Origin of the sequence: Paenibacillus sp. FSL F4-0236 (genome assembly GCF_038000135.1) — a bacterium.
Classification (GTDB): Bacteria; Bacillota; Bacilli; order Paenibacillales; family Paenibacillaceae; genus Paenibacillus_AQ.
In genome coordinates this window covers 1,682,377-1,707,860 of record NZ_JBBOBK010000001.1, presented here as the reverse complement: position 1 = coordinate 1,707,860, position 25,484 = coordinate 1,682,377, and the positions used below count along the sequence as shown (strand labels likewise).

General features: G+C 43.4%; 33 protein-coding genes. 7 read left to right on the top strand and 26 right to left on the bottom strand.

Features of this window, described 5'->3' with window-relative positions:
• Positions 1-121 precede the first annotated feature (121 nt).
• From NSQ29_RS07775 to NSQ29_RS07740, 8 genes are all read right to left on the bottom strand, one after another.
• On the bottom strand, positions 122-508 hold the full coding sequence (locus NSQ29_RS07775) for a YraN family protein (RefSeq protein ID WP_341124744.1): 387 nt from the start codon (positions 506-508) through the stop codon (positions 122-124).
• Positions 505-813, bottom strand: coding sequence for an EscU/YscU/HrcU family type III secretion system export apparatus switch protein (locus NSQ29_RS07770; RefSeq protein ID WP_042128964.1), 309 nt, complete (start codon positions 811-813; stop codon positions 505-507). Before NSQ29_RS07770 ends, NSQ29_RS07775 begins: the two co-directional genes overlap by 4 nt.
• Positions 810-2,966 (bottom strand): DNA ligase, encoded by a 2,157-nt coding sequence (locus tag NSQ29_RS07765; RefSeq protein ID WP_341124743.1) that lies wholly within the window; start codon positions 2,964-2,966, stop codon positions 810-812. The genes NSQ29_RS07770 and NSQ29_RS07765 overlap by 4 nt, the downstream gene beginning before the upstream one ends.
• A 72-nt stretch (positions 2,967-3,038) precedes the next feature.
• Positions 3,039-3,650, bottom strand: coding sequence for a ribonuclease HII (locus NSQ29_RS07760; protein WP_341126742.1), 612 nt, complete (start codon positions 3,648-3,650; stop codon positions 3,039-3,041).
• A 265-nt stretch (positions 3,651-3,915) separates the two neighbouring features.
• A complete protein-coding gene (ylqF, locus tag NSQ29_RS07755) occupies positions 3,916-4,776 on the bottom strand; it encodes a ribosome biogenesis GTPase YlqF (protein ID WP_042189465.1) in 861 nt (286 codons plus the stop codon).
• A 29-nt stretch (positions 4,777-4,805) separates the two neighbouring features.
• The gene (gene lepB, locus NSQ29_RS07750; RefSeq protein WP_042189466.1) at positions 4,806-5,414 is read right to left on the bottom strand and encodes a signal peptidase I; all 609 of its coding nucleotides are present in this window, start codon (positions 5,412-5,414) and stop codon (positions 4,806-4,808) included.
• Between the two features lie 295 nt (positions 5,415-5,709).
• Entirely contained in the window at positions 5,710-6,054 is a 345-nt protein-coding gene (gene rplS, locus NSQ29_RS07745) for a 50S ribosomal protein L19 (protein WP_042128973.1), read from the bottom strand.
• A gap of 148 nt (positions 6,055-6,202) precedes the next feature.
• Positions 6,203-6,493 carry a hypothetical protein gene (locus NSQ29_RS07740; RefSeq protein WP_076285405.1) on the bottom strand — a complete coding sequence of 97 codons (291 nt, stop codon included), beginning with the start codon at positions 6,491-6,493 and terminating at the stop codon, positions 6,203-6,205.
• Positions 6,494-6,906: 413 nt separating this feature from the next.
• On the opposite strand from NSQ29_RS07740, the gene NSQ29_RS07735 reads away from it, so the two are divergent.
• On the top strand, positions 6,907-7,857 hold the full coding sequence (locus tag NSQ29_RS07735) for a hypothetical protein (RefSeq protein ID WP_042189468.1): 951 nt from the start codon (positions 6,907-6,909) through the stop codon (positions 7,855-7,857).
• A gap of 57 nt (positions 7,858-7,914) precedes the next feature.
• Here NSQ29_RS07735 and NSQ29_RS07730 read toward each other — a convergent pair whose 3' ends face one another.
• Positions 7,915-8,142 (bottom strand): hypothetical protein, encoded by a 228-nt coding sequence (locus NSQ29_RS07730; protein WP_042189469.1) that lies wholly within the window; start codon positions 8,140-8,142, stop codon positions 7,915-7,917.
• Positions 8,143-8,348: 206 nt separating this feature from the next.
• Between NSQ29_RS07730 and NSQ29_RS07725 the strand changes: the two genes are divergently transcribed.
• Entirely contained in the window at positions 8,349-8,525 is a 177-nt protein-coding gene (locus NSQ29_RS07725) for a hypothetical protein (RefSeq protein WP_156113147.1), read from the top strand.
• A gap of 321 nt (positions 8,526-8,846) precedes the next feature.
• Here NSQ29_RS07725 and NSQ29_RS07720 read toward each other — a convergent pair whose 3' ends face one another.
• The 9 genes from NSQ29_RS07720 to NSQ29_RS07680 all read right to left on the bottom strand — a co-directional run bounded on the left by NSQ29_RS07720 (position 8,847) and on the right by NSQ29_RS07680 (position 15,308).
• Complete coding sequence (locus NSQ29_RS07720) at positions 8,847-8,981, bottom strand: hypothetical protein (RefSeq protein WP_256716277.1); 135 nt, start codon at positions 8,979-8,981, stop codon at positions 8,847-8,849.
• Between the two features lie 221 nt (positions 8,982-9,202).
• On the bottom strand, positions 9,203-9,985 hold the full coding sequence (trmD, locus tag NSQ29_RS07715) for a tRNA (guanosine(37)-N1)-methyltransferase TrmD (protein ID WP_341126741.1): 783 nt from the start codon (positions 9,983-9,985) through the stop codon (positions 9,203-9,205).
• Complete coding sequence (rimM, locus tag NSQ29_RS07710; protein WP_076299254.1) at positions 9,985-10,509, bottom strand: ribosome maturation factor RimM; 525 nt, start codon at positions 10,507-10,509, stop codon at positions 9,985-9,987. Before rimM ends, trmD begins: the two co-directional genes overlap by 1 nt.
• A gap of 92 nt (positions 10,510-10,601) precedes the next feature.
• Positions 10,602-10,832 (bottom strand): KH domain-containing protein, encoded by a 231-nt coding sequence (locus NSQ29_RS07705; protein WP_042128982.1) that lies wholly within the window; start codon positions 10,830-10,832, stop codon positions 10,602-10,604.
• Between the two features lie 22 nt (positions 10,833-10,854).
• On the bottom strand, positions 10,855-11,127 hold the full coding sequence (rpsP, locus tag NSQ29_RS07700; protein WP_036688604.1) for a 30S ribosomal protein S16: 273 nt from the start codon (positions 11,125-11,127) through the stop codon (positions 10,855-10,857).
• 47 nt (positions 11,128-11,174) lie between these two features.
• A complete protein-coding gene (ffh, locus tag NSQ29_RS07695; RefSeq protein ID WP_042189471.1) occupies positions 11,175-12,560 on the bottom strand; it encodes a signal recognition particle protein in 1,386 nt (461 codons plus the stop codon).
• 20 nt (positions 12,561-12,580) lie between these two features.
• Positions 12,581-12,937, bottom strand: coding sequence for a YlxM family DNA-binding protein (gene ylxM, locus NSQ29_RS07690; RefSeq protein WP_036688609.1), 357 nt, complete (start codon positions 12,935-12,937; stop codon positions 12,581-12,583).
• Positions 12,938-13,086: 149 nt separating this feature from the next.
• Positions 13,087-13,734 carry a PAQR family membrane homeostasis protein TrhA gene (gene trhA / locus NSQ29_RS07685; RefSeq protein WP_042189474.1) on the bottom strand — a complete coding sequence of 216 codons (648 nt, stop codon included), beginning with the start codon at positions 13,732-13,734 and terminating at the stop codon, positions 13,087-13,089.
• A gap of 56 nt (positions 13,735-13,790) precedes the next feature.
• Complete coding sequence (locus tag NSQ29_RS07680) at positions 13,791-15,308, bottom strand: carboxypeptidase M32 (protein ID WP_339242159.1); 1,518 nt, start codon at positions 15,306-15,308, stop codon at positions 13,791-13,793.
• A gap of 163 nt (positions 15,309-15,471) precedes the next feature.
• On the opposite strand from NSQ29_RS07680, the gene NSQ29_RS07675 reads away from it, so the two are divergent.
• From NSQ29_RS07675 to NSQ29_RS07660, 4 genes are all read left to right on the top strand, one after another.
• Positions 15,472-15,807 (top strand): iron-sulfur cluster biosynthesis family protein, encoded by a 336-nt coding sequence (locus NSQ29_RS07675; protein ID WP_042189479.1) that lies wholly within the window; start codon positions 15,472-15,474, stop codon positions 15,805-15,807.
• A gap of 21 nt (positions 15,808-15,828) precedes the next feature.
• A complete protein-coding gene (locus NSQ29_RS07670) occupies positions 15,829-16,389 on the top strand; it encodes a beta-class carbonic anhydrase (RefSeq protein ID WP_042189481.1) in 561 nt (186 codons plus the stop codon).
• Between the two features lie 201 nt (positions 16,390-16,590).
• Positions 16,591-17,019 (top strand): membrane protein, encoded by a 429-nt coding sequence (locus NSQ29_RS07665; protein ID WP_042194151.1) that lies wholly within the window; start codon positions 16,591-16,593, stop codon positions 17,017-17,019.
• A gap of 8 nt (positions 17,020-17,027) precedes the next feature.
• Entirely contained in the window at positions 17,028-17,312 is a 285-nt protein-coding gene (locus tag NSQ29_RS07660) for a YxcD family protein (protein WP_076299354.1), read from the top strand.
• Between the two features lie 47 nt (positions 17,313-17,359).
• Here NSQ29_RS07660 and NSQ29_RS07655 read toward each other — a convergent pair whose 3' ends face one another.
• The 7 genes from NSQ29_RS07655 to NSQ29_RS07625 all read right to left on the bottom strand — a co-directional run bounded on the left by NSQ29_RS07655 (position 17,360) and on the right by NSQ29_RS07625 (position 23,644).
• Entirely contained in the window at positions 17,360-18,376 is a 1,017-nt protein-coding gene (locus NSQ29_RS07655) for a S66 family peptidase (RefSeq protein WP_341124742.1), read from the bottom strand.
• Positions 18,377-18,504: 128 nt separating this feature from the next.
• Complete coding sequence (locus NSQ29_RS07650) at positions 18,505-18,891, bottom strand: hypothetical protein (RefSeq protein ID WP_341124741.1); 387 nt, start codon at positions 18,889-18,891, stop codon at positions 18,505-18,507.
• Between the two features lie 79 nt (positions 18,892-18,970).
• Positions 18,971-19,321, bottom strand: a complete 351-nt coding sequence (locus tag NSQ29_RS07645; RefSeq protein ID WP_042129003.1) for an Asp23/Gls24 family envelope stress response protein — start codon at positions 19,319-19,321, stop codon at positions 18,971-18,973.
• A gap of 35 nt (positions 19,322-19,356) precedes the next feature.
• Positions 19,357-20,466 carry an AI-2E family transporter gene (locus tag NSQ29_RS07640; protein ID WP_341124740.1) on the bottom strand — a complete coding sequence of 370 codons (1,110 nt, stop codon included), beginning with the start codon at positions 20,464-20,466 and terminating at the stop codon, positions 19,357-19,359.
• A gap of 41 nt (positions 20,467-20,507) precedes the next feature.
• A complete protein-coding gene (locus NSQ29_RS07635) occupies positions 20,508-21,791 on the bottom strand; it encodes a sensor histidine kinase (protein ID WP_341124739.1) in 1,284 nt (427 codons plus the stop codon).
• A 112-nt stretch (positions 21,792-21,903) separates the two neighbouring features.
• Positions 21,904-22,608 (bottom strand): response regulator transcription factor, encoded by a 705-nt coding sequence (locus NSQ29_RS07630; protein WP_042189491.1) that lies wholly within the window; start codon positions 22,606-22,608, stop codon positions 21,904-21,906.
• 196 nt (positions 22,609-22,804) lie between these two features.
• Complete coding sequence (locus tag NSQ29_RS07625; protein ID WP_042189493.1) at positions 22,805-23,644, bottom strand: DegV family protein; 840 nt, start codon at positions 23,642-23,644, stop codon at positions 22,805-22,807.
• Between the two features lie 171 nt (positions 23,645-23,815).
• On the opposite strand from NSQ29_RS07625, the gene NSQ29_RS07620 reads away from it, so the two are divergent.
• Positions 23,816-24,040: a hypothetical protein gene (locus NSQ29_RS07620; protein WP_042189495.1), complete on the top strand. Its 225-nt coding sequence runs from the start codon at positions 23,816-23,818 to the stop codon at positions 24,038-24,040.
• A gap of 76 nt (positions 24,041-24,116) precedes the next feature.
• Here NSQ29_RS07620 and NSQ29_RS07615 read toward each other — a convergent pair whose 3' ends face one another.
• A complete protein-coding gene (locus NSQ29_RS07615) occupies positions 24,117-25,352 on the bottom strand; it encodes an MFS transporter (protein ID WP_042189497.1) in 1,236 nt (411 codons plus the stop codon).
• Between the last annotated feature and the right edge of the window lie 132 nt (positions 25,353-25,484).

Sequence of the window (25,484 nt, the reverse complement as noted above, 5' to 3'; positions counted from 1 at the left end):
GTTACTCTAATGTTTACCCATTTCTTTTGAGAAATGACCCACTGTGCGGAGGCTATGTAAAGACTTTTTTCATAAGAATGCTAGTGCCCATAATGAATGGCGTGAGAATATGGGGTGCAGCTTAAAAAGCCTCACGTATATGCCCCAAAGAAGCGATGCTTAAATCTTCATTCAGTAAAATGCTAATGACGTCAAAAGTTACTCTTCGATCATCATAACCTTTCATATGCAAATAAACCTGTGCTGTATTTCGCACTTGATGTATTTTTCGTGTATTCACAGATTCCTCCGGAGTCCCTTGATATAGTTCTCCACTACGACTGCGAACTTCAACAATAATAATACAGCCTTCGCTCTCCGCAATAATATCAAGTTCTCCGGTTCGACAACGCCAATTTCGTTCTAAGATCTTGTAACCACAAGTAGATAAGTACTGCACAGCCCCGTCTTCAGCAGCGGCTCCCTTTTGTTTGCGGTTGTAGCGTTCTCTTGTGTATGGCTCTTTCATTCCGGTCTCCGTTCACCGGCGGAACGGTCGCTCTGATACACAAAGCTGAGGATTTCGGCCACTAGCTGATAAAGTTCAGATGGAATCTGTTGATCTAGATCGAGCTTTGAAAGAACTTCTACGAGAGCTGCGTCCTCTTGGACAGCAACCCCACTCTCTTTAGCTTTTTGCAGAATCAGATCCGCTATCGCCCCTTGTCCTTTGGCAACAACGACAGGTGCCTCGCTTTGTCCTGGGCTATATTTGAGAGCGACCGCTTTTTTGAGCCCTTGTGAAATTGGAGGTACAGGCTCATTCTCGTTCATATACGGTAATCCACTCCTTTATAAGCATCAGGAACATAATCAACAAGCTTACTATGGGGATTGGCAAGTTCTGTAGATAGCTTTAGTTCTGGTAAAGGTTCAGTTCTTAATCCCGACAACTGATAACCAATAGATTCTACTGCCGTTTTAATGTCATCACGCCGCTGTTCCAGCAGCTCAAGCACCCAAGGATGATCATTATGCAACTTAAGACTAACGATTCGATCAACAACCTGCACATCAACCAGTGTCTGGCCGATCTGCTTCATATCCAAATCAAACCAGAGCCTGCAATTGGCAGCATCTAATTCACCCTTGCGTCCCCGGCGCGACTGAATATGAACGGAAGCTGTCTCCTGCCCATCTGGACCTTGCAGCGGCAAGAACAAAGTTACTTGCGCGAAAGGAGCCGTTCGATCTGTATTGAGCAGCAGCTGTTGTCCTGTCAGCTGCTGCACTAGTCCGCTCGCGGCTTCTTTTACCGCGGGCGGCACTTCGCTGCTGCTCATGATCTGCAGCAGCACGCCCTTTAAGGTGTCGGTGGCTTGTTCGCCTCCGACACCCGCACTGCCAAGCGCGGCCGTACCTGCCGCCGCGCGGGCCGTCTCAGCGGCGGCTACTGCGACGCCGCGCACCGCCTGCTGCTCATGCTCCGCACCGAGCAGCTTCAGCACCCGCCCCACCCACGACTCCGCGTCCGCGGGTGGGGCGGTGTCTGGCTGCACCGGCGAAGCCGTCGCAGCCGGGGCCTCCCCGCGCGGCGCAGCAGCCGCGGGGGCATGGCTTGCTCCCGCCGCGTCAGCAGGCGGGACCATGGCGAGCTGCGGCAAGCTCCCGCGCAGCTCGGTGAGCACGCCCTGCAGCTTCGCAAGCAGGGCGGTACCACTTGCTGCGTGGGGCGCCGCACCAGCAGCAGTTCCTTCGGCGCTCACACTCGCGCCACCCGGCATAGCCCCGCTCTTATCCATCGAGGCAGCCCGACTCTTATCTGCCTGTATAGCACTATCCAATGCCCCATCCTTATTCAAATTCAAGGCATTACCCTGAATCTCAACTTCACTGGAACGGATAGGATTATTCACCGCACTATCAGCTTGAGCGCTTAAAGCACTATTTAGAGCGCTAGAGGTCATGGCAGGTGTTGATTTACCAGCCATAGGCTCTGTAACAATACCACCCTTGGAGATCTGAGCTCCTTCACCTGTCTCATCAACTACAACTGGCTTGCCAGTTCCAATCCCCGTTTCATTATCAGAAGCTATATTAAGAGTCACCTTGACTGGCGTACCTTGTTCAACCGGTTTCAGAGCACCTTCAGCTGCTCCTTCTGAAAGAGCCGTACTTCCGCTAGCAATAGTGCCTTCAGCAGTTTTAGTTGTAGCTTGTCCATTTCCTTTAGCTGCCAATTGTATAGGGTCAGCTTCTGTGACATCACTCTCAACAACACCCATGTTATTCCCACTTCCAGCACCTGCAGTTACCGAGGGTTCGAGTTTTCCAGTAATTGTACCCATTCCAGCTTTAGATTCTGCGGTCATTGTTTCTTCATTAGCAATTTGACCTGCCCATATAGTAATCTGATCTTCCAGTGCTGATAAAAGCTGATGCAGCTGCGGGCCAAATACAGCCTGCTGCAATCCTCTCACACTCTCAGCTGTAACGGGTAGTCCCCGCTTTACAGAAATGACAGCTGCGTCAAGCCACTCCGAAGCAGGCACACCAGCTGGTTTTGCACTCATTACCGCATCCAGCAAAGCCGCTGTCTCTTTTGTAAGTGGAACGCCTCCTGCTTGCATCGCTAGTACGATTTCTCGACCTGCTTTGGAATCAGCTAATCCTAGCGACTCCAAGGCCTCACCCATGCTTTGGGGAGTGACTAACGCCGTTTCACCGAGGGAGACCGGCTTCAATACGGGTAATCCGCCTTCTCCGGGTGATCCAACCTGTAAATTCAAGGTTTCTCCAGGCAGTAGTGGTGTTTCTAATTCTGCACGAACAGGTGTACCTTGGATTTGCACAACCGCTTCTTTGCCTGAATCCGATACAGAGAGGACAACACCACGAACAACTTGCCCTTCTTTTAACTCTAAAGACTTCGCCGCACCCGGTTTTTGTTCTCCAAGCAATCCACGGATCAATGTTCCGATATTCATACCGTTTCTCCTCCCTCCATTTTCTCTCTTCTTACTATATCGGTATTCATCCTACTTTTTTAAGCATTACTTCTAGAATAACGTTTGCTGCTCCGCGAGAATCCGCCCAATAAAACTGCGCCGATGCATAGGTGTTGGACCTAGAGCCGTAATTTGTTCCCGGTGAAGCTTGGTCGCGTAACCTTTATGTATCGCAATCCCATAATCAGGGTATAATTCCTCCCACAGACCTTCACACAACCTGTCTCGTGTCACTTTAGCGATAATTGAAGCTGCTGCAATGGACTGACTATTAGCATCTCCTTTAATAATTGCCTGTTGTGGCAAAGGGAGGTCTACCTTTTCAGCATCGATCAGCATATAGTCAGGAGTGTGCTCTAGACTCTCAACCGCCTTTTTCATGGCCAGGCGTGAAGCTTGCTTAATATTAATCTCATCAATGACAGTAGAGTCTACATACCCCACACCCACGGCCAGCGCTTGGTCCATTATAATCTCGTATAGAGCATCTCTCTTTTTAGCTGTAAGTTTTTTGGAATCATTTACTCCATCAATAATAAGCCCCTCTGGCAAAATCACCGCTGCTGCGACGACGTCCCCAAACAAGCAACCTCTTCCTACTTCATCTACGCCTGCTATTCGGCGATAAGACTGTTCCCAGCCTTCTTTTTCATAGGCCAACATATCTAACGAACTCACTAATTTGTCACCGCCAATTATGAATTATTCTATGATCTATATAAGTCAGCTTATCATAGTAAAGCTTACATGGTCATCTTAAAATAGACGTTCCAATTTAATCCATCCCCATAAAATATCCCCACAAAGCGGGGCTTAGCTTGAGGCGGACTCAGGTACTTTGTCAAGGACCCAAAACATAAAAAAAGAGCCTCCGAAATTTCGGATGGCTCTTCCATACCTAGTCCATTAAACGCAGAATTCACACCATTTAAGGCGTTTCCAGCGTAAAGCGTCCAAGCTTACCTGCCCGTAGCTCATGCAACAAGGCCCGCGAAGCTTTTTCCAGATCTACACGTCCACCGCTGATTAGACAACCGCGTTTACGACCCACGGCTTCCATAACAGCTACGATCTCATCTGGATTCTCCAGATCCTCAGGAAGCTTCTCAATGCCAAAGCGTTCTTGAAATCTAGAGCCGTAGTCCTTCACCAAATATTTCACTGCATAAAAGGCGATGTCCTCAATATTCAGGATTTCTTCCTTTATTGCACCTGTTACCGCTAGGCGATAACCTACTTCTTGGTCCTCAAATCTCGGCCATAAAATTCCTGGGGTATCCAGAAGCTCCAAGTTGCCGCCTGTCTTAATCCACTGTTGACCCTTGGTTACCCCTGGGCGGTCACCAGTAGCAGCAATACTCTTACCAGCCATCCGGTTAATGAGTGTTGATTTACCAACGTTAGGAATACCAACGATCAATGCACGCATCGCTCGCGGATTCATTCCTTTTGCAATCTGCCGGTCAATCTTTTCTTTTAGCAGCAGCTTGACTTGCTCTGGAATATCCTTTACACCTGTTCCAGTAGATGCATCAACAGGATAAGCAACATGCCCTTGTGCCTTGAAGTACGCCAGCCATTTCCGTGTAATTTCTGGATCTGCCAGATCCGCTTTGTTCAAAATAATCAATCTTGGCTTGTCCCGCAAAATATCGTCAATCATCGGATTGCGGCTGGAAAGCGGCAGACGGGAATCGAGCAATTCTATTACAACATCAATCAGCTTCAGCTTATCCTCGATTTGCCGCCTAGCCTTCGTCATATGACCAGGAAACCATTGAATGGCCATTGCCGTCACCTCCTTTGACTTCTGTCAACTTAATGGTTAATCAGTGAAATATCCTTTATCGGCCAGAAGATTAAATCTGCACGGCCTACAATATCCCCCAGAGGTACATAACCGATCATTCGGCTATCCGTACTATCCGAGCGATTATCCCCCATAACGAACACGTGTCCTTCAGGAACAGTACCATCTGGGAACTCTTCATTAGGGAAATCTTTATTATTATACAGAGCGTTGATACTATGCTTTGCATCAATTGCATCTTGGATATAGGTCTCATTAACAACTTCCCCGTTAACTGTAACTACATCCCCTTCTACTTTCACAGTATCTCCAGCGACACCGATTACACGTTTAATAAAATCTCTACCCTCAGATGGCACGTGGAATACTATAACCTCGCCCCGCTGCGGAGATCTAATATCGTACAAAATCTCATTTACGATAACACGTTCACCAGTATGGAAATTAGGCTGCATGGAAGGTCCATCTACAATAAAAGGCTTGAACAAAAGCCAGCGAATCAGAAAAACCAACACTAAAGCAATCGCAATGGCCTTGACCCATTCCAAGACTTCATTTTTAGGTTTACGTGGGTTCTGCGCGCTTGATTCCAAAGTTTCACTTTGTTCCTGCTGCATAGTTCACCGTCCTCTCTTAATACTACTCTTACTATACAACACAAAAAAGCTCCTGCCAAAAACCCCTCCACAGATACTCCTTCAGGAGGCCTTTTCGGAGAAGCTGATCCCCAAGCGTATATGTCGCACGCATTGTATGCCAAGCTAAAAGCCCTCAGCGTCCTTTAAGGCGGGTAAGCGTTTATACGAGAAATATAAGAATAATGTATAACGTGAAACTGATGCTTTCTTATATTTTCATAAAATAATAAAACGAAAGGGGCTTGAATTCAAGCCCCTTTCCTTTGTCACTATTCTAGCGACGAATTTCTTTAATTCTCGCTGCTTTACCACGTAGTTCACGAAGATAATAAAGTTTAGCACGACGCACTTTACCACGACGAGCCACTTCGATTTTCTCGATTTTAGGCGAGTTGATTGGGAATGTTCTTTCCACACCAACACCGTAAGAAATTTTACGAACCGTAAAAGTCTCACTGATTCCACCGCCACGACGTTTGATTACAACGCCTTCGAACAACTGGATACGCTCACGAGTTCCCTCGATTACTTTTACATGCACCTTCAAAGTGTCACCCGGGCGAAAACTCGGGATATCTTTACGAAGTTGCTCTTGCGTAATAGCTTGTAGGATATTCATTAAGGACTTCCTCCTTCCGTACAGGTGTTCTTGCCTCTTCCGGAGAGATCTTTGCTCTCCCTCATTATCCGCAGCGGACCACCGTATTCCACACAACAGAGATAATAATACCATAAAGGACGGGCTAATACAACTTATTTTTTTCTATTTAAAGCGGTAGCATATCTCTTTTTTTCGCCTTCGATTGGCAATCTTTACATAGACCAACCACAGTTCCATTATCTTGTGCATAGAAGACTAGCTTTCCATTCTTCTTCTTACAAGAAGAGCAAGGCTGCTCCCCTGGGCTTTGTTTGGCTTTACGATGACTATCCATTGAGATTACATTGCTCTGAGTGGTACGCGGATAATTTTTTGCAGTATTTATTTTCCGTTTCCAGACTAAAAAATATACGCCTGTCAAAACTACTAAGGCAAGCAAAATGGCTACATATTTCATTTGGCTCCCTCCACCCTTCAGGATTTATTAAAGAAAGAAAGTAAAAAGACCGCCCTGTTCTGCAAGTGAGGTAACGGTCTATATCTGTATACAATGTAGCCTTAGCACACCTATGCACTTCTATCCGAAAAAAGCGATTCCAGTTGCTGCTGAAGGTTCTATATGAGGATTTCCGCGCCCTTTTAAATATGTACCCGTACCGTATTTATTCAGCGAGTGATCTTTCATTTATTTTAGCACAATTAAAAATCGAAGTGTAGTGAACACTTTTGAGACCTAGTCTTTGGTCCAGTATAATAACCCGCCTCCAGCCGTTTTTACAGATAAATTCCATAAGCTATACTTACAGAAGTACATAACGAAATCACATATGTCAGATCACATACACCCATATATGAGGAGGAGTTTTTTCAATGAGGAAAAGGAATAATAATAGTGTATTAGCAGCAGTAGCCGTATTATCTATCGTACTTTTGGCGGGTTGCACTGAATTACCAGGCAGACAATCTGCCAAAAATGAGGTTGAAAAGAGTATTTCTGAGGATGTGCACCAGAACATTGGTGAAGTTGTCAAGCAAGAGCTAGGAAAAGCAGCTGCAACTGTGCAGCAAGCCGTTGAGGAAACAGCTACTAAGGTAGTTGACGAAGTTAAAGCAGACAGCATTAGCAAAGAACTCTCCGTATCTCAAGCGATCGGTTCAGCATCCGTACTCAGCATGGACAATGCAGTAGGAGAAATAGAAGTTACAGCCGTTACAGGAGATCTGATCCATGTAAATGCAACGATCTCAGCCCACAACAGCTCTCTCCATGCGTCTGACCGTCAAAAGATTATGGATGATGCTGAAGTCTTAGTAGAGGTCAGTGGTGATACGTTGAAGGTGTCCACGCATTCCAAATCAAGTCCTAAGAAGGACTTATGGACATGGGCGCAAGACAAATACGGATATTCAGATTTTAGCATAAGCTATAATATAGAGCTCCCCGCCAGCATGAATAAATATAAAATCACAAATAACGTAGGTCAAATTCGTCTTCACAATCTAGAGGGAAATTATCAAATCGTCAGCAACGTTGGAGCAATCAATATTGAAAGAGCTAAAATCACTGGCAAATCCACTGTAGAATCCGATACTGGCAGCATACGAATGGATATAGCAGGGATGAAGAATGATAGCAGCCTAAAAGCCAAAACAGAGGTCGGCAGCCTCAGTGCTGTCTTAGCCGATGGTATGAAATGCAGCTTAGAAGCCAATAGTGATCTCGGGCAAATCAAAGGTGTAGAAGGTGGAAAGACCGATATCAATGGAGGCGGCCCCTTATTGTCCCTAAGCTCAAATATAGGTGCAATTACAGTACAGTAATCAGCAGTAAACAGACCGTCCGGGATAATCGGGCGGTCTGTTTTTGGTTCCTAATGATTAGATTAATGCGATGGCTAGCAGAGTGAATAAACTTAAAGTTAAGATCTGATTTCCGGCAAAAGAATTTCCCCAAAAAGCAGAAGTATGCACAGAACCATTGTCAGTTCTTAAGTAAACATTGTATCTGTCTACATCTGTAATAACGCCTTCATGCTGTCTACCGTCTCTAGTCAGAATCCGCACCCTTCTATCCTTACAACGCAAACAATTATAATAAGCTTCCACTAGTGTACTCCTCCTTGTTCGTAATGATATAATCTATGTGTAGGAGTACAGGTCGGTAACGGCGAACTTACATAGGTCGGACTTTGGGTCAATATTTACTTTTTTCGATCCTTGTATCTTTCGTATTCCTCAAGGCTATAGATAATGTAAGACCTATCTACAGCTAGCAGTCCGCAATATCCCATCCATTCGAGGAGGCCAATCTCATGAATGTAGAAAGAAAACAGTTTATTAAAGAAGGCGTACTGCGTATCACCATTTTCGTTATTTTAGCTTCACTTACTTACACCGTTCGTAACTACGCATGGGCTGTTACCGTTCTCGTATGTGTTGCGCTGTACTCACTCCTTACAGGAGTACACAAAATCTTACGCAAAGAATAACATGTGCCTCCACGAACTTTTATAGCAAGCTAAAACGCCTACGGCGTCCTTTTAAGGACGGTAAGCGTTTGTGCGAGAATTATAAGAATAAAGTATATCGTGAAACTTATACTTTCTTATAATTTCAAAAATAACCACTTTTCGCTGAGATGCTAGATCTCATTGGAAAGTGGTTATTTACAGTTTAACCGGAGTAATAGGATTCAAGCTTTGTTAACTTCTAAAAGAATAAAACCATTAGCGACAGCGAACACAAAATTCACTGTATCTAATGGTTTTATTAAGCCTAACAATCAATCCCTAACATTCAATCTTATATGTTCACTCTTTAAATGGCGAATGGGCATTGCGATTTGTATAAAAATCGATAATATCATTCACGGTGCGGAGCGGCTCCGCTTCCTTGTGGATTGTGTCCACGTTAGGCTTGAATTCTTCATGCGTCTTCGTAGTCACTTCAGTTCATTCCCTTCAATAGTTAAGCTTGCTGCGTTATCAGCTGCATATATTAGTGCGGCACCTCTATTCATTACCCTAAAAAGAAGCTTTTAACGCACCAATACTCATATTATTTTGAAAACTATTATTTTATTTGTTCTCAGGTACACATAACAAAAACGCCTCCTCAACGTAAGATACGTTAAAAAGACGTCAAATATACCTGTTTCATTAAATTATCACTCCGGTTTGTCCACATTCCTTAGACGTTCCAGTGTCTTTTTGTCTTTCAATGTAAGTTCTGCAGTCTCAAGCAGGTCCGGTCTGCGTTCCAACGTGCGCAGCAGTGCCTGCTCTCTCCGCCATATGTCGATGTTAGCATGATGACCACTCAGCAAAATATCCGGTACCTTCCAGCCGCGAAACTCGGCAGGACGTGTGTAGTGTGGATATTCTAGCAGTCCAGTGCTGAACGAGTCAGATATCGCAGAGGTTTCATTTCCAAGTGCTCCTGGCTGAAGCCGGACTATGGAATCTACAACCGTCAACGCAGGCAGCTCTCCACCTGTTAGCACGTAATCCCCCATTGAAAGTTCATCAGTTACCAGATGCTCACGAATCCGCTCATCATATCCCTCATAATGCCCACATATGAAGATTAGGTGCTGCTCTTGCGCCAGTTCCTCTGCAATCTTCTGATTGTAAGTTTTTCCTTGTGGGCACATAAGGATGATACGCGGCTTCACAGAGCCCACTTCATCAGATCGATTGTGATCTTCCTCGTTCGGTGTAATACCAAGCATATGCTCGACTGCGTTAAAAATCGGATCAGGCTTGAGCACCATACCCCCGCCACCGCCATACGGTGTATCATCCACACTATTATGCTTATTTCCCGAGAAATCACGGAAGTTCACAGCATTTAAGGAGACGATTCCTTTTTCACGTGCTTTACCAAGAATACTTGTGCTGAATACGCCTTCGCACATTTCTGGAAAGAGCGTAAGCACATCAATTCTCATCATGGCAATAACCCTTCCATCAAATGGACAACAATTCGTTTGGCTTCTATATCCACATTCAGGACTACATCGTTGATTACAGGAATTAGAATGTCTTGTCCTTTTGCAGGCTTAACAACCCATACGTCATTCGCACCAGGCTGCAAGATTTCTGTAATCGTACCGAGTGGTTTGTTTTCATCTTCATCCGTGTATACCTCACAACCGACGATTTGGTGGAAGTAGTATTCGTTCTCAGGGAGATCAACCAGATCATTACTCGGAACCTTCAGGAGGCTTCCTTTATATTTTTCCACTTCATTGATGTTCGTATACCCTTTGAGCTTAACGATGAACATACCCTTGTGCTCACGAGCGGATTCTACAGTTACTTCGAATTTAGAACTGCCATCTGCAGGGATCACCTGCAGCTTCTTACCTGCAGCAAAACGAACATCAGGGAAATCGGTATGGGATAGCACTTTAATCTCCCCACGAATACCATGCGTATTCACAAGTCTGCCTACGGTTAACTCTTCTGTCATACAACCCTCTCCTTTACGAGCTTCATCTAATCTATATTTGAACAAAAAGGAGCCGGGATATACTATCCCTAGCCCCTCATTGTACGCATCATTTAAGATAAAATATCTACAGTTACGCGTTTATCGCTCTTGACTGCTGCAGATGTGACTACTGTACGGAGCGCCTTAGCGATCCTTCCTTGTTTGCCAATGACCTTCCCAACATCATCAGGATGTACGGACAGTTCATAGACAATTAGGTGATCCTTCTCCACCGCTCGTACCGTCACATCTTCTGGATGATCCACTAAAGCCTTAGCAATTACTCCAACTAATTCTTCCATAGAGGACCCTCGCAATCAGTCATTATTTCTGTTGCTTAAGCTCATGAAACTTCTTCATTACGCCTGCTTTGGAAAGCAAGTTGCGTACTGTATCAGATGCTTGCGCACCTGTTTGAAGCCATTTAAGAGCTTTTTCCTCATCGATCTTAACTACTGCCGGTTGTTCAATCGGATTATAATAACCGATTTCCTCGATAAAACGACCGTCACGAGGGGACCGGGAATCGGAAACCACTACACGATAGAAAGGCGCTTTATGCGCTCCCATTCTTTTCAGACGAATACGTACTGCCACGAAAAATCACCTCCTTATAATAGTTTCGAGATATTAGAACAGCAAGATCATTTAAAAGGGAACTTCATACCTTTTCCACCTAGACCTTTAAGCTGCTTCATCGCATTCTTCTTAGAGGCTTTGCCGCCTCCGCCCATCATGCCTGAGAATTGCTTCATCATCTTACGCATCTCATCAAATTGCTTAATGAGGCGGTTGACCTCGGCAACCGAAGTTCCGCTACCAGCAGCAATACGCTTGCGGCGGTTATGGTTGATGATCTCGGGCTGACGCTTTTCCGTCTTAGTCATAGAATGAACTATGGCTTCAACGCGACCCATTTGCTTGTCGTCAACCTTCAAATCCTTAATGCCCTTGGCTTTGTTCATGCCAGGTAGCATGTCAAGAATTTGATCGATCGGGCCAAGCTTCTTCACCTGATCCATTTGCTCAAGGAAATCATCAAACGTAAATTCTGCATTACGCATCTTACGTTCCATTTCCTTAGCTTTATCAGTGTCAATGTTCGCTTGAGCTTTCTCAATCAGCGACAACATGTCACCCATACCCAAAATCCGCGAAGCCATACGTTCCGGATGGAACGGCTCCAATGCGTCAATCTTCTCACCTAGCGCAGCGAATTTGATCGGGCAACCAGTTACGGCTTTGACGGATAGTGCAGCACCACCGCGGCTATCGCCGTCAAGCTTCGTCAATACAACCCCTGTAAGCTCAAGCTGCTTATTAAAGCTCTCAGCTACGTTCACGGCGTCTTGACCGGTCATTGCATCTACTACTAACAGAACTTCATCAGGATTTACAATGTTGTGAATCTGCTTCAGTTCTTCCATCAATTCTTCATCAATGTGCAGGCGGCCTGCAGTATCAATAATTACATAATCAAGTCCGTTATCCTTCGCATGTTGTACAGCTTGTCTGGCAATCTCTACCGGACTAGTCTGGTCACCTAGCGAAAATACTGGAACTTTAATTTGTTCTCCAAGTACTTGAAGCTGTTTGATCGCAGCAGGGCGATAAATATCTGCCGCAACAAGCAATGGACGATGATTGCCCTTCTGTAACAGCTTCGCCAGCTTACCCGAAGTGGTTGTCTTACCCGCCCCTTGTAAACCCGCCATCATAATGACAGTTGGTGGCTTGTTCGACTTGGCCAGCTTCGCTTGGCTTCCGCCCATCAGCTCGGTTAGTTCCTTGTTAACGATGTCGATAATGACCATCCCAGGTGTAAAGCTGTCCATCACTTCTGTGCCAATAGACTTTTCTTTCACCTTAGCCACGAATTCTTTAACTACCTTGAAGTTAACGTCGGCTTCCAGAAGGGCCAACCGTACTTCGCGCATAGCTTCGTTTACGTCATCTTCGGATACTTTACCTTTACCGCGCAGCTTGCTGAACACATTCTGCAATCTTCCGGTTAAACCTTCAAACGCCATATGCAGTTTCTCCCTTCATGCTACTCTAACCTCTGCAAGCGATCCACGATCTCCGCGAACCGAAGTTTATATTGCTCAGGCAGCATCCCATTCTCCGGCAGTCTGCGCAGTTCTTCTAAATATTTGGTACGACTCTCATGCTTCACTAATAAACCAAGTTTTTCTTCATAATTTTCTAGGACTTGCTCCGCCCGTTTAATATGTTCATAAACGGCTTGGCGGCTGATTTCAAATTCAGCGGCAATCTCTCCCAAGGAAAAATCGTCGTGAAAATAATATTTAAGAAACGTTTGCTGCTTATCTGTAAGCAGTCGTTCATAAAAGGCAAAAAGCAGATTGATACGATTCGTTTTCTCGAGCCTATTCTCCTGACTCATTAAGGGCACTCCCTTCGTCAAGGAAAAACACTTTACACCTTCACAACGTCCCTTATGATACCTAAAAGAAAGAGAGATGTCAAGCATTTTTGCTTGTCATCTCTTTCTTTATTAAAAATCCCTTTTTCACGCAATAAATTCGCTTGAAATTATTGGATCGGCAGTACATAAATCAATACGGCGAAGAAGTGTGTGACACTACCCGCAAGGACAAATACATGCCAAATCGCATGATGGTATGGAAACCCTCTCCATACATAAAAAACAGTACCTAATGTATAGAGTATACCTCCAGCCATCAGCAGGATCATTCCTCCGTCTGCTACAACAGCCGAAAGAGGGTTCCAAGCGATTACAATCAGCCAGCCCATTGCGATGTAGAATATGGTGGACATGAATAGAAACTTTTTAACAAAAAATGCCTTGAAGAAAACGCCGAACACTGCGATTCCCCAAATAACGCCGAACAAACTCCATCCAAGCGTTCCCCGAATGGCGACTAACAAAAAGGGGGTATACGTGCCAGCAATAAACAGATAAATAGCGGAATGATCGAAAAATTCGAACAAATCCTTCGCCTTACCCTCTTTGAGACTATGCACTAGTGTTGAATTCAGATACAGAAGCAGCATTGTCGTTCCATAGATGGAGAAGCTGACCACATGCCATGTCGTTCCTTTCAGACTTGCAAAAACAACAAGCAGAACAAGTGCAGCCACGCTTAATACCGTTCCAATCCCGTGCGTAATCGCATTCGCGACTTCTTCTCTCCGGCTGTAGGTGTGAGTATTTGCCATATCCATATCCTTCCGTCTAAGCTTTCTTTCTATTATACCACGCGTACCCTACTGGATTACAGTTTGTAAATCTCCGTATACTTCGCTTCTAAATAATCAGCTAAATAATCTGGACTCAGTGGTTCCCCCGTTACTTGCTCAATAATTTGTGAAGGCGTTAAGCTATTGCCGAAACGATAGATCTTATCGGTTAGCCACTCTTTAATAGGTAGTAGGTTCCCTGCAGCAATTAACTCATCAAACTCCGGTAACTCTTTGCGAAGTGTATTCAGAATCTGTGCAGCGTACATATTACCTAAGGAGTAGGAAGCAAAGTATCCGAAATCCCCGCCAGACCAATGGACATCTTGCAGCACACCAAGTGCGTTAGAAGGTGGAGTAATACCCAGATACTCTTGATACTTAGCATTCCATACTTGAGGCAAGTCTTTTACAGAAAGGCCTTCATTAAAAATAAGCTTCTCGATCTCATAACGCACGATAATGTGCAGATTGTATGTAAGTTCATCTGCTTCGATGCGGATAAATGAGTTCTCCACGCTGTTGATCGCCCGGTAGAAATCTTCCAACTCCACATTTGCAAGCTGTTCCGGGAATTGTTGCTGAAGATCCCCGTAATAACGTTGCCAGAAAGCCCGGCTGCGTCCGATCATGTTCTCCCATAGTCTCGACTGAGATTCATGAATCCCCATCGATGCACCTTGTGCCAGTGGTGTTCCAACAAAATCCTTGCTGATATTTTGCTCATAAAGCGCATGTCCACCTTCATGTAGTGAGCTGAATATGGCACTAGTCACATTATCAAGCAGATAAGCGGTTGTAATACGAACGTCGCCTGGATTCAATCCTGTTGCAAAAGGATGCACACTCTCATCTAAACGACCTGCGTCAAAATCGTAGCCCATTTGCTCTAAAATAAAGTTGCCGAACTTTTCCTGCTGTTCTTTAGGGAAGATCTGCTGTAAGAAGCTTGTGTCCGGTTTATTGGGCGAAGCAGCGATAGCTTCTACCAATGGTACCAAACGGCTGCGCAGGCGGCTGAATACTTCATCCACTTTTTCTACCGTAAGATCAGGCTCATACATATCAAGAAGCGTATCGTACCGCGTTCCTTTTACACCCCAATAATCGATAAATTCTTGCTTTAGAGCGACTATCTTGCTTAAGTAAGGTTCAAAAGTAGCGAAATCATCATTCTCCTTGGCTTCTTCCCAGATGGTTTGGGAATGTGCGGACAGGACAGCGTACTCCTCAAATCTTTTGGAAGGGATGCTCTTGCTGCGCTCATATTCTTTACGGCAATCGGTAACGATCTTCTTCTGATCATGTGATAGCTGGGAAATCACTTCAGGACGGGTAAAAAATGTTGTAAAATCTCCCATCTCCTCCGAAATTCCGAGTCTGAACAGTTCTCCACTCAGCATCCCAATCGTACCCGAACGAACCTCTACTCCCTTACGTGGCGCACCGGTGCGTAAATCCCAGTGAAGTAATTCTATGGCCTCTGAATATCCACTTATTTTTGATAATAACTCGCTAAATTTCTCCCACTGTTCCTTCACTTGCTGTTCCATTTTATTACACCTGCTTTCTCTGTTTTGCCGACTCCTCTTGATGATACTTTTTTGAATGAGTATAATCAACTTCAGAGATTACATCTCTAATTTAAAATATTCAATGGGTTACATAAGAAGCAGATCTTGCTTCGCACAAAATTCAAAGGAGCGTGAACAGGCTATGATGATTCAAGTTACACCTCTCGCAGAAAGGAAGTTGAAGGAAAGGCTTGAAGATCGGCCAGGATTTTTCAAGCTCTTTTATGATACGGAAGGCTGCGGGTGTGACGGAATTAATGTATTACTGATTGTTTCAGAAGTGGAGGACGGCGATTCCAGGATGGAAAGTGATTCCCTTCCCTTTATCGTAAGCCGCCAGCAGGAAATCTTTTATGAAGACAAGATGCGTCTGGATGCCGAGGAAAGATTCTCTTCCTTTAAGCTAGACAGTGATTCACAGATTTACGGAAAAAATATCCTGGTAAGAGATATGCGTAATGTAAGTACAATTCAGTGATTTTAGGGAGGAAGAATAGCCATGAGCCATGTATCCGATATTATTAACTTTAATAAGAGTTTTGTAGAGAATAAAGAGTATGAAGCGTATTTAACAAGCCGCTATCCAGATAAAAAAATGTTGATTATCACTTGTATGGATACCCGTCTGGTTGAACTATTACCAAAAGCGATGAATTTTAAAAACGGTGATGTTAAAATCATCAAAAATGCCGGAGCGGTTATTTCTCAGCCTTTTGGTAGTGTTATGCGAAGTGTCATGGTTGCGTTATATGAACTTGACGCGGAGGAAGTTATCGTTGTTGGGCACTATGAATGCGGTATGGCTTCCCTCAATGCAGATCATATGATCAATTCCATAAAAGAACGCGGAGTATCCGAAGAGGTGCTAAACACGCTGGAGAATTCCGGGATTAAGCTTACCAAGTGGTTACGCGGGTTTGACAATATCCAAGAAGGGGTATCCCAAACTGTGAATCTGATCAATAAGCATCCATTACTACCCCCAAATGTACCAGTGCATGGCATGATCATCGATCCGGCTACCGGAGCGCTTGAGCTTGTCGTTGATGGGTATAAATGATTTAAGTAACTACCTTCTATCTGCTAATTGCGTGGATCCTGGATCCACGCTTTTTTTCTGATTAAAAAAGTATAAATTATGACAAGCATATACTTTCTTATATTTTAAATAAAAATTGAAACCTAGTAGGACTAGCTGCGTAATACTGAACATGCACACAAATTCATACTCACAGGAGGGTTTTCGTACTAAATGAAACCAATGAAACGCGTAATGATGATTGTAATGGCCTTTACTCTATTTTTCGCCGTAGCTACCCCGAACTTTGTGGATGCGAAGCGAGGTGGTGGCGGATTTAAATCCGGCACTCGCAGCTATTCAACAACTCCAAAAAAATCAACAACCGATAACGTAAGAAAAAGCGATAGCACTAAAAGCTCCACAGCAGGATCTACTGCGAATACGAAACGGGGATTCTTCAGCGGTGGTGGCTTAATGAAAGGTATGATGATCGGTGGTTTGGCTGGGTTACTGTTCGGCGGAATGTTCGCCGGTATGGGTGCCTTCGGTAACATTCTAGGATTCGTCATTAATATGCTTGCTATCTATGTGCTCGTAATGCTCGTGATGTCCTTCTTCCGTCGCAGAAAAGAACGTCGTCGCTTAGAAGATCAAGGTGGGCGTTACTAATGTCAACAATGGTTCTAAGCATGGATGAGATCATCAATGCCCTCTGCCTACACATGGCTGAACGTAAAGCGGTTCGCCCTGAAGATGTTCAAGTAGAACTGAGCTGGGACGAAGACACCGGATACTCTGCTGAGGTTTGGGTACAGGGACGTAGTCAATATTTAGTTGAGTCCAACATGATCGAGGCGATCCTACGTTACATGCTTAGCGAATATGGCATTCGTGCATACCGCGAAGATGTAAGGTTAGACCTGGATGAGGAAATCACTGCAATTGTAAATACACAGAACTAATAGTAAAAGGGACAACCCAAATGGTTGTCCCTTTTTTTTGTATGCATTTATTCATAGAAAAATTGCTTTACCGTTCCTACTCCGTCCGTCACATCAACTTCAGCATACGCACCGTTAATAAGCGTAATTTGCGGTGGAATATGACCACAATCGATATCATACACAATAGGTACCTGGAGTTCCTCAGAAAGCTCTGCGTAGATGTCTTCGGCCGTGTAGTTCTCTACTGGTCGATTAGCAGGACTTCTGCCAAACATAATGCCAGAACAATTCTTAAACCAACCTGCTAGCTTCATCTGAACTAATGACCTACGTACATCAACCGTATTCAGTTCGCAGTTTTCCAAATACCATAGGATCGGTTCATTGTTAATCATTTGTTCTTGGAAATGCCGCAGATTGCCAAATGGTGTGCCAATCAGATGCCTAATTACATCTATACATCCCCCTAGCAGACGCCCTTTCATAGTTACAGGACCAGAGGATACTGTCTTCCAACGGGTATCTTCTGTCAAGTGAAATACATAAGGCGTAGGAGCATCATGTTGCCATTCCCCCTGATATTTAAGCGATGAATGCTGGGCGATAGAATCCCCTGATTTTGTCTCTAGAACCGCTTCCCACATGGCTGTGGTATCATCTGAATACTCTCCTCTTAAATCAACAAGGTTAGTCCCGTGGGCCGTAGCAATCCCCGTTCTTAACGTAACTGCAAGCAACAGCACGCTAATATCTGAATAGCCTAAGATCCACTTGTCCTTCATAGTATCAAAATCAATAAATTCAAGAACCTCAATTAACAATTCTCCGCCCCAAGGCGGAATAAGGATATCAATATGCTCACTGCCCATCATCTCGTTAAACTCCTGAGCACGAACTTTGGCCGGTGCGGATTTGGCTTTCTCTTGCGTCCATACCGTATCCCCACAAATCATATTAAATCCTTTAGATTCCAAACGGCTTGAAGCCAACTTAATTAACTCTGCATTTTGAGCGCCTACTCCAGATGAAGGTGCTGTTACCCCTATTGTCGCATTCTTGTTCAAAATCGGATATTTAATCATATGACACCTCCAGTATTACAGCAATTATATCAAGAGTACACATCAAATACACAAAAAAAGAACATGACTAGTCGCGTCAACGTACGATCGCAAAACCAGTACATGCTCTTATTCAATAGAATTCAACTTTAGAGTAAAGAAATAGCCAGCAGTTCGAACAACACAAGCGGCAAGATCACATTATTATTAGGAGGACCTGGGTAAGGACCCGGGCCGGGATACGGACCATGACCATGACCATGACCATGACCCGGATGATACGGTTGGTAAGGGTTATAATATCCGCGCGACATTTGCCCATTAACTGCAACGTTCAAATACAAATGTTTATTATCTACTCCGGCAATAGTGCCTTCATGCACTAAGCCATCTAAAGTCTGTACATTCACCCTATGGTTTAGGTAGGGCTTGCAAGATTGATGCAAGGAATCACGGACACCGTGCAGGTGCCGGATCACCGTAGGATCGGCCTGATAAATCACATTCTGCTCTTGCCCAGTGTTATATGTCGACATGGATGCTCTGACCTCCGTAAATGGATTTGCTCCATTCTATGCAGAAGCCTATATCACGGTGCCTATTTGAGAGATATCCTTATACTGGAAGGGCTACCTTCTCAACTTTCACATTTACCGAAACAAGGGACAAGCCCATCATATTCTCCACAGCATTACGCACATTTTTTTGCAGCATATAACAGACCTCTTGAATCACACATCCGTAATTAACAATAACCCGCAGGTCGATGGCAACGTCTACTTCCTTCACTTCTACAGACAATCCTTTTTTCACATTTTTACCGCCCAAACGTTTGGCCCAGTTATCCGAAATATTACTTCCTGACATCCCGGCAATACCTGGCGTTTCCAGAACCACCTGTCCAACGATCGATGTGACTACATCATCTGAGATATGAATTAATCCTTGCTCCGTTCCTTCATTCATATAAACAACCTCCATATTTGTTAATTTAAGAGATATTAAAGGCTCTCCTCTACCTCTACTTCTACCTCTGACTCTGACCTGTGGTTCTTAACAAACAAATTATACACTTTGGTCAAGAGGATTTTCACAATCATATACAATGGAATAATCAGCAATATCGCAATAATCCCGCCTATATCTCCACCAACCAACACTAAGATGATCGTTGTCAGCGGATGAATATCAAGCTTTTTCCCAAAAATGTAGGGAGCAATCAGATTATCCTGAATTTGCTGAGCTACAAGAACGATGATGATGGACCATACTGCAATGGACGGCGATTGGATGAATCCGATAATGAAAATTGGGATACTGGAGAGAATTGCACCAATGAAAGGTACAAAATTCATCACAACAGCAATCACTGTCAACAACAATGCATACTGTAGTCCAATAATAAGGAAACCAATATACATCAGAACACCAAGTGCCAGATTGACTAATACCCGACCAACAATGAATCCACTTAACGCACTGTCAATTTCACTCATCATTGTAGTCCCTTCTCCACGATACTTCTTTGGAAAGAAACTTACAATCTTACGACCAAATTTCCCACCTTCCTTAAGCATGTAAAACAACATAATAGGAAAGGTAAATAAAATAATCGCGAAATTTGAAACAAAGGAGAATAGTCCCGTTACGTAGTTCGAAATCAGATTAAATCCTTTATTTAAATATTCAGTCAATTGGGAAGCAAGATCCATATCTGCTGGGATAATAGAAGCCAAGAATCCACTGTCCTCGAGCCTCAATAACTGCTGATTCACGGCTGCGATCAGATTTGGCATATTATCGACAAAATTAATTAGCTGTGTTCGAAGTGAAGGCCATACTCCAATACTAAAACCAAACAAGAGCAATGCAATGACCACATATACGATGATGATCGCAACAGAGCGATTTAGTTTATATCTCTCCAAAGTATTGATTAGAGGTCGGAGTAAATAATAGAAAAATCCTGCCAACATTAAGGGCACGATAATAACATTGAACAAAGACAAGATTGGACTGAAAATAAAATTAACTTGTGAGCCTAAAAATACGATACCTAACACCAAAAGGATCGCTATACAAACTCGAATAAATGTGTTCAGTTTAGCCATAGTTCTCTCCTATCTTCTATTTTCGGGTGTCTTTCATCTCGTTATTTGGAAATACGTATGGTGAATACCGTTGGTTCCTTCTTTCCGCGACTGAGATGAAGCGTTCCACCCATTTTCTCTGTATTTTTCATAGCAATGGATAAACCAAGACCCGTTCCACCTGTAGTTGACCGCGCTTTATCTCCTCGAACAAACGGATCAAAAAGCGTTGACCAAAGCTCTTCAGGAATGCCTACTCCGGTATCTGCAATTTCAATGGTAACCTCGCTCTCCGAGGGGATAACCTCCACTCGCAGATGAGTGCCTGGCGGGTTATAGGTCAAAGCATTGGAGATCAAATTATGAACTACGCTCGAGAGTAGCTCCGCATCGAAGCTTGCGAAGACTTCCTGTTCAGGAACATTCAGCTGCAGGATGAAGTTCTTTTGTTCAATCTCACCATAGGAGTCTGCAACGATTTCACGAATAAACTCGCCCAATTCATGACGCTCCATTCGTAGTAAAAAATCTGGGGAATCTATTTTAAGTAGCTCCACCATATTTTGAATCAGCTTGGTCACTTGCGAGGATTTATTATAGATATAGGTTAAATAACGTTTCTGGCGTTCTTCGTCCTCACCACGACCTTCAACCAACGCCTGTGCAAACCCCTGTATACTCGTAATGGGTGTCTTCAGATCATGAGAAAGATCAACCATCATGCGTTTCTTACTTTCTTCTGCTTGACGTTTTTCTTTCGTTGTCTTCTCAATTACGTCCGCCATATAATTAAAAGTCTCCCCAATTTGCGAAAATTCTTTCTCTGCATATAGCGAGATACGAGTATCATAATTTCCTTCAATCATCTGCTTCAAACCAAGCGTAATAATACGCAGCGGCTTCCTGATTCTTCGTGCCACCCAATAGCTGTACACGATAATAAGCAAGAGAACCATTCCAACTCCTAAAAAAACATAGTATGAAAGCGAGTGGTTGAAGTATTCAACTAATGGATCACTATTAATTGAAATGTCGATAACTTCTCTAGGGATTTTCAAAAGCAGCCACTCTGATTCATTCTCATTATTACGTGTAGTCAACGAGTAGAAGTACGCCTGATCTTCTCCGTTTTCCAGGTTATTTAAGAGCTGGTTATCGGTATATTGTGTTACATCGTCTTTCTTCTCTCCAACTACGTCGATGACTTTCTTGTCTTGACCCAAGATCTCAATCCACCCACCGCTACGCAGAAGCCGTTTGGTTTCTATCCCATGCTCCAGATTATCTCGATAGGCACTCGCTTCAACCTTCAAATCAGGATCAGCGATTTTATTTTTTTCGAACATATGGGTCACATCAAGGTTAATGAACAAATAATAAACAATCACAAGAAAAAACAAAATGCAGATGAATAACAAAAAATCCAGCGTCAGCGATGATTGTAAAGGTCGTTGATCTCTATTGCTCCATAGGCGCTTCAATTTTGTATCCCAGCCCTCTAATAGTCTTTAAATAAACCGGCTTTTTGGAGTCTTCCTCAATCTTTTCCCGGATATTACTGATATGTACCATGATACTATTATCTTCGTACACATAGAAATCTTCCCATACCGCCTCATATATTTTTTTACGTGTAAAGACCCGACCCGGTTGTTTCATCATTAATTCCAGAATTTTGTACTCAGTAGAAGTAAGAACGACGGGTTCTCCTGAACGATAGAGCAGACACTGGCTTTGATCCAGCCTCAATTCTCCCAACACAATTTGTTCAGCTGCCTTTTCTTCAATAATCTGTGCGTCAAAATGATGTACCCGCCGCAGTAAAGCTCCTGCACGAGCTACAATTTCCAATGGATTAAACGGTTTGGAAATATAATCGTCGGCACCGAGTTCGAGTCCCAGTATTTTGTCGTAATGTTCGCTTTTTGCAGATAAAAACAACACCGGGAAATGATGGAACTCTCGAATTTTCTTCAATAATTGCAGTCCATCTAGACCAGGCATCATAATATCAAGAATCGCTAAATCAATTTTTTGGTTCTGCACTTGCATTAACGCTTCAGTCCCACTGTTCGCTTCCACAATGTTGTACTCTTTCTCTAAATATAATCTCAACAATTCCACAATTTCTGCTTCATCATCTGCGATTAGAATTGTATACACAGTAATCACCCCATCTAACTATAATCTTCGATTATTAAACCCACCTAAACGCAATCTAAAGAATAGCTAAATTATTACATCCATCAAATTCTTATATTTAAATAAAAATCGCACACAGGAACTCGTCCCATGTACGATCGTATAATTCCAGAAATCTGAACACCTGCTGGCAAATATAAACGCCCTCGGAGTCCTATTAAAAAGCAACACCAATTCCACCTTCACCCGCATAGGTTCCCATTACAGGTCCCATACTTGAGAGTAAAACTTCTTTGAACGGGTGCTTTTGTAAGATGCGTTCTTTAATCTCAAGTGCAAGCTTCTCACAGTTACTGTGTACTATAGCGATAACAGCCTTCTCGTAGTCATGCTGCTTCTCATCCAAATGCGCAAGCAGACGGTTTAATGCCTTTGGAAGACCCCGGGTCTTCTCCACTACCTCAACAGTACCCTCTTCGCTGATTTTAAGCAGTAGTTTGATATTTAGCACGGAAGCAACCGCTCCTGATATCCGGCTTAGACGTCCGCCCTTCATTACATTCTCAAGTGTATCCAGTGTAAAATATGCGCGAACTTCATCCATTTGCTGAAGCACCTTGTCCTTCAGTTCCTGCAGACTTGAACAAGTCTGTGACCACTTCGCCGCAAGGCCCACGATCAGCGACAACCCGCCAGAAAAGGTCTTGGAATCTATAACCTCTATCGCATTGGTGTGTCCTTCTTCTTGGTACATTTCCATAGCGATCATAGCCGTCTGATAAGTGCTACTAATATTAGAGGACATACAAATGACCATAATGTCAGTACCTTCCTCTACTTGCCTGAATGTCTCAAGGAATTGGTTTGGACTTGGACTTGCCGTAGTAGGTAGCTCCTTGGATTCACTCATTTTAGCATAAAAGGTTTTCGTATCCGTATCCGCAGGCATTAACTCATGCCCAAAATGAACCGGTAGATGGACCACGGAAACATTATACTTCTCCATGTAGTCAAGGGGTAGGTCAGAACCGCTATCTGTTATGATCTTGATTGCCATAATATAAGTACTCTCCTTTCAATATCAGTACTATTATAGCTATCGCCAAATGAAATCTCCAGTAACCAATATAACTTGAAAAATCCTTCAATTTGTGCTTATGTCTTTCTTCCTTAACTTGTCCTAATATGATATGGTTTATGAATAAGCGTATAGAAATGGAGTGTATGTATGAGTAAGGGAAGAGTATGGAACCGAGGCAAGCATGATGGAACAGGACTATCAAGAAAAAAAAGCGTGGATCAAGAAGTTACAACATCTACTGAAACAGAAGCGACTGAAGCTTCAAGTGAACCGTCAAATGCCAGAATTGATACAGTTAAACCGATGAATCGTACGAACTGGGTAACTCGTCCTGCACGGGTTATCAATAAAGATTCCAAAAACAAACAATAACTATGACAAATAGGGTTTCAGAACTTGTCCCAGAGTTCTGAAACCCTATTTTTATATGTTCTTAAACGTAGGTAGTTTACATAATTACATCCGGACGCTTATACAAAACGAGTATGGCTGCTGCTATAAGGATCATCCCCATAAATGCGGGTGCGGCATGGCCTAGTGATACATAAATCTGACCTCCAATGATAGGCCCAATCATTCTTGCTAAAGCCTGAATAGATTGGCTACCTCCTTGAATCCTACCTTGTTCACTAGAATCGACAGACTTGGAAAGCATCCCGTTAAATGAAGGCCCAAAGATCGAATCCCCAAAGCCAAATATAAACATTCCAGCGATAAAAAGAGGATAGAATGAGAACAACGCAGATAACGCAATAAAACTGTAACCGATAATTTCTGAAGCCATTCCAAGAATTGCTATACGTTTATCACTAAGTTTCTTCAACAGCTTTGGCATGATCAAACCTTGTGAAATGATGTCTTGGAGACCCATAATCGAAAACATAAGACCGATTAGTGCAGGCTTCCAGCTGAAAGTATCCATCGTAAATTGAGAAAATACTGCCTGTAAAGATCCGTTAGGAATCCAGAGTAAAAACGCTGAGACTAGCAGCCTATTTAAGTTTTTCATGGAAAGTAAGTTTGCAAGCTGTGAGAATGGATTCAGTCTTACAAAGGTAATCTCCTTCAGTCTATTCTTCTTGGCAAGGCTCTCTGGCATAAAAAAGAATCCATAAACAACATTCAATAAAGTTATGATTGCTCCAAAATACAAGGGAACAGAATAACCAAACTTAGCAAGTAATCCGCCTATCGTTGGGCCAATGACGGTGCCTACACCTACAACTGCACTTACCCATCCGAAGTATTTGGTTCTCTGCTGCGAAGGAATAATGTCTGCAAAATATGCAAAGATCGTGCTTATGCTCCCGCCTGTTATCCCTTCGATTATACGTCCAGCAAATAGTACCCATAGAGCCCCTCCTATGCCAAAAACCAAGTACCCGACGGCGGAACCCAACAGGCATACTAAGAGTAATGGACGCCGGCCATATTTGTCGCTCAAAGCTCCAAGTACGGGGGCTGCAAAAAATACACAGACTGCATATACCGAGGTCAGCATCGTAACAACTATTGCTTGTTCTCCAGGACTGCTTGTATAAGGCTGCACTAAGAATGGGACGACAGGCATTATGATACTAAAGCCTATTCCGCAAAGAAACACAGAGATAAGACCGAATATTAATGCGTGTTTATCTACGGATTGTCCTGTGTTCTGTTCATTGTGTGATTTAAATATGGACATTTATGTTCACTCCTTAAAGTTACTATTTTGATTCCTAGGAAACATGTTTATCGTATCGCCATTTTGTTTCCTTGTCAACAAAATAATAACAATAAAAATGCAGCCGTTCTCCATAGAGCCCGACTGCATGTG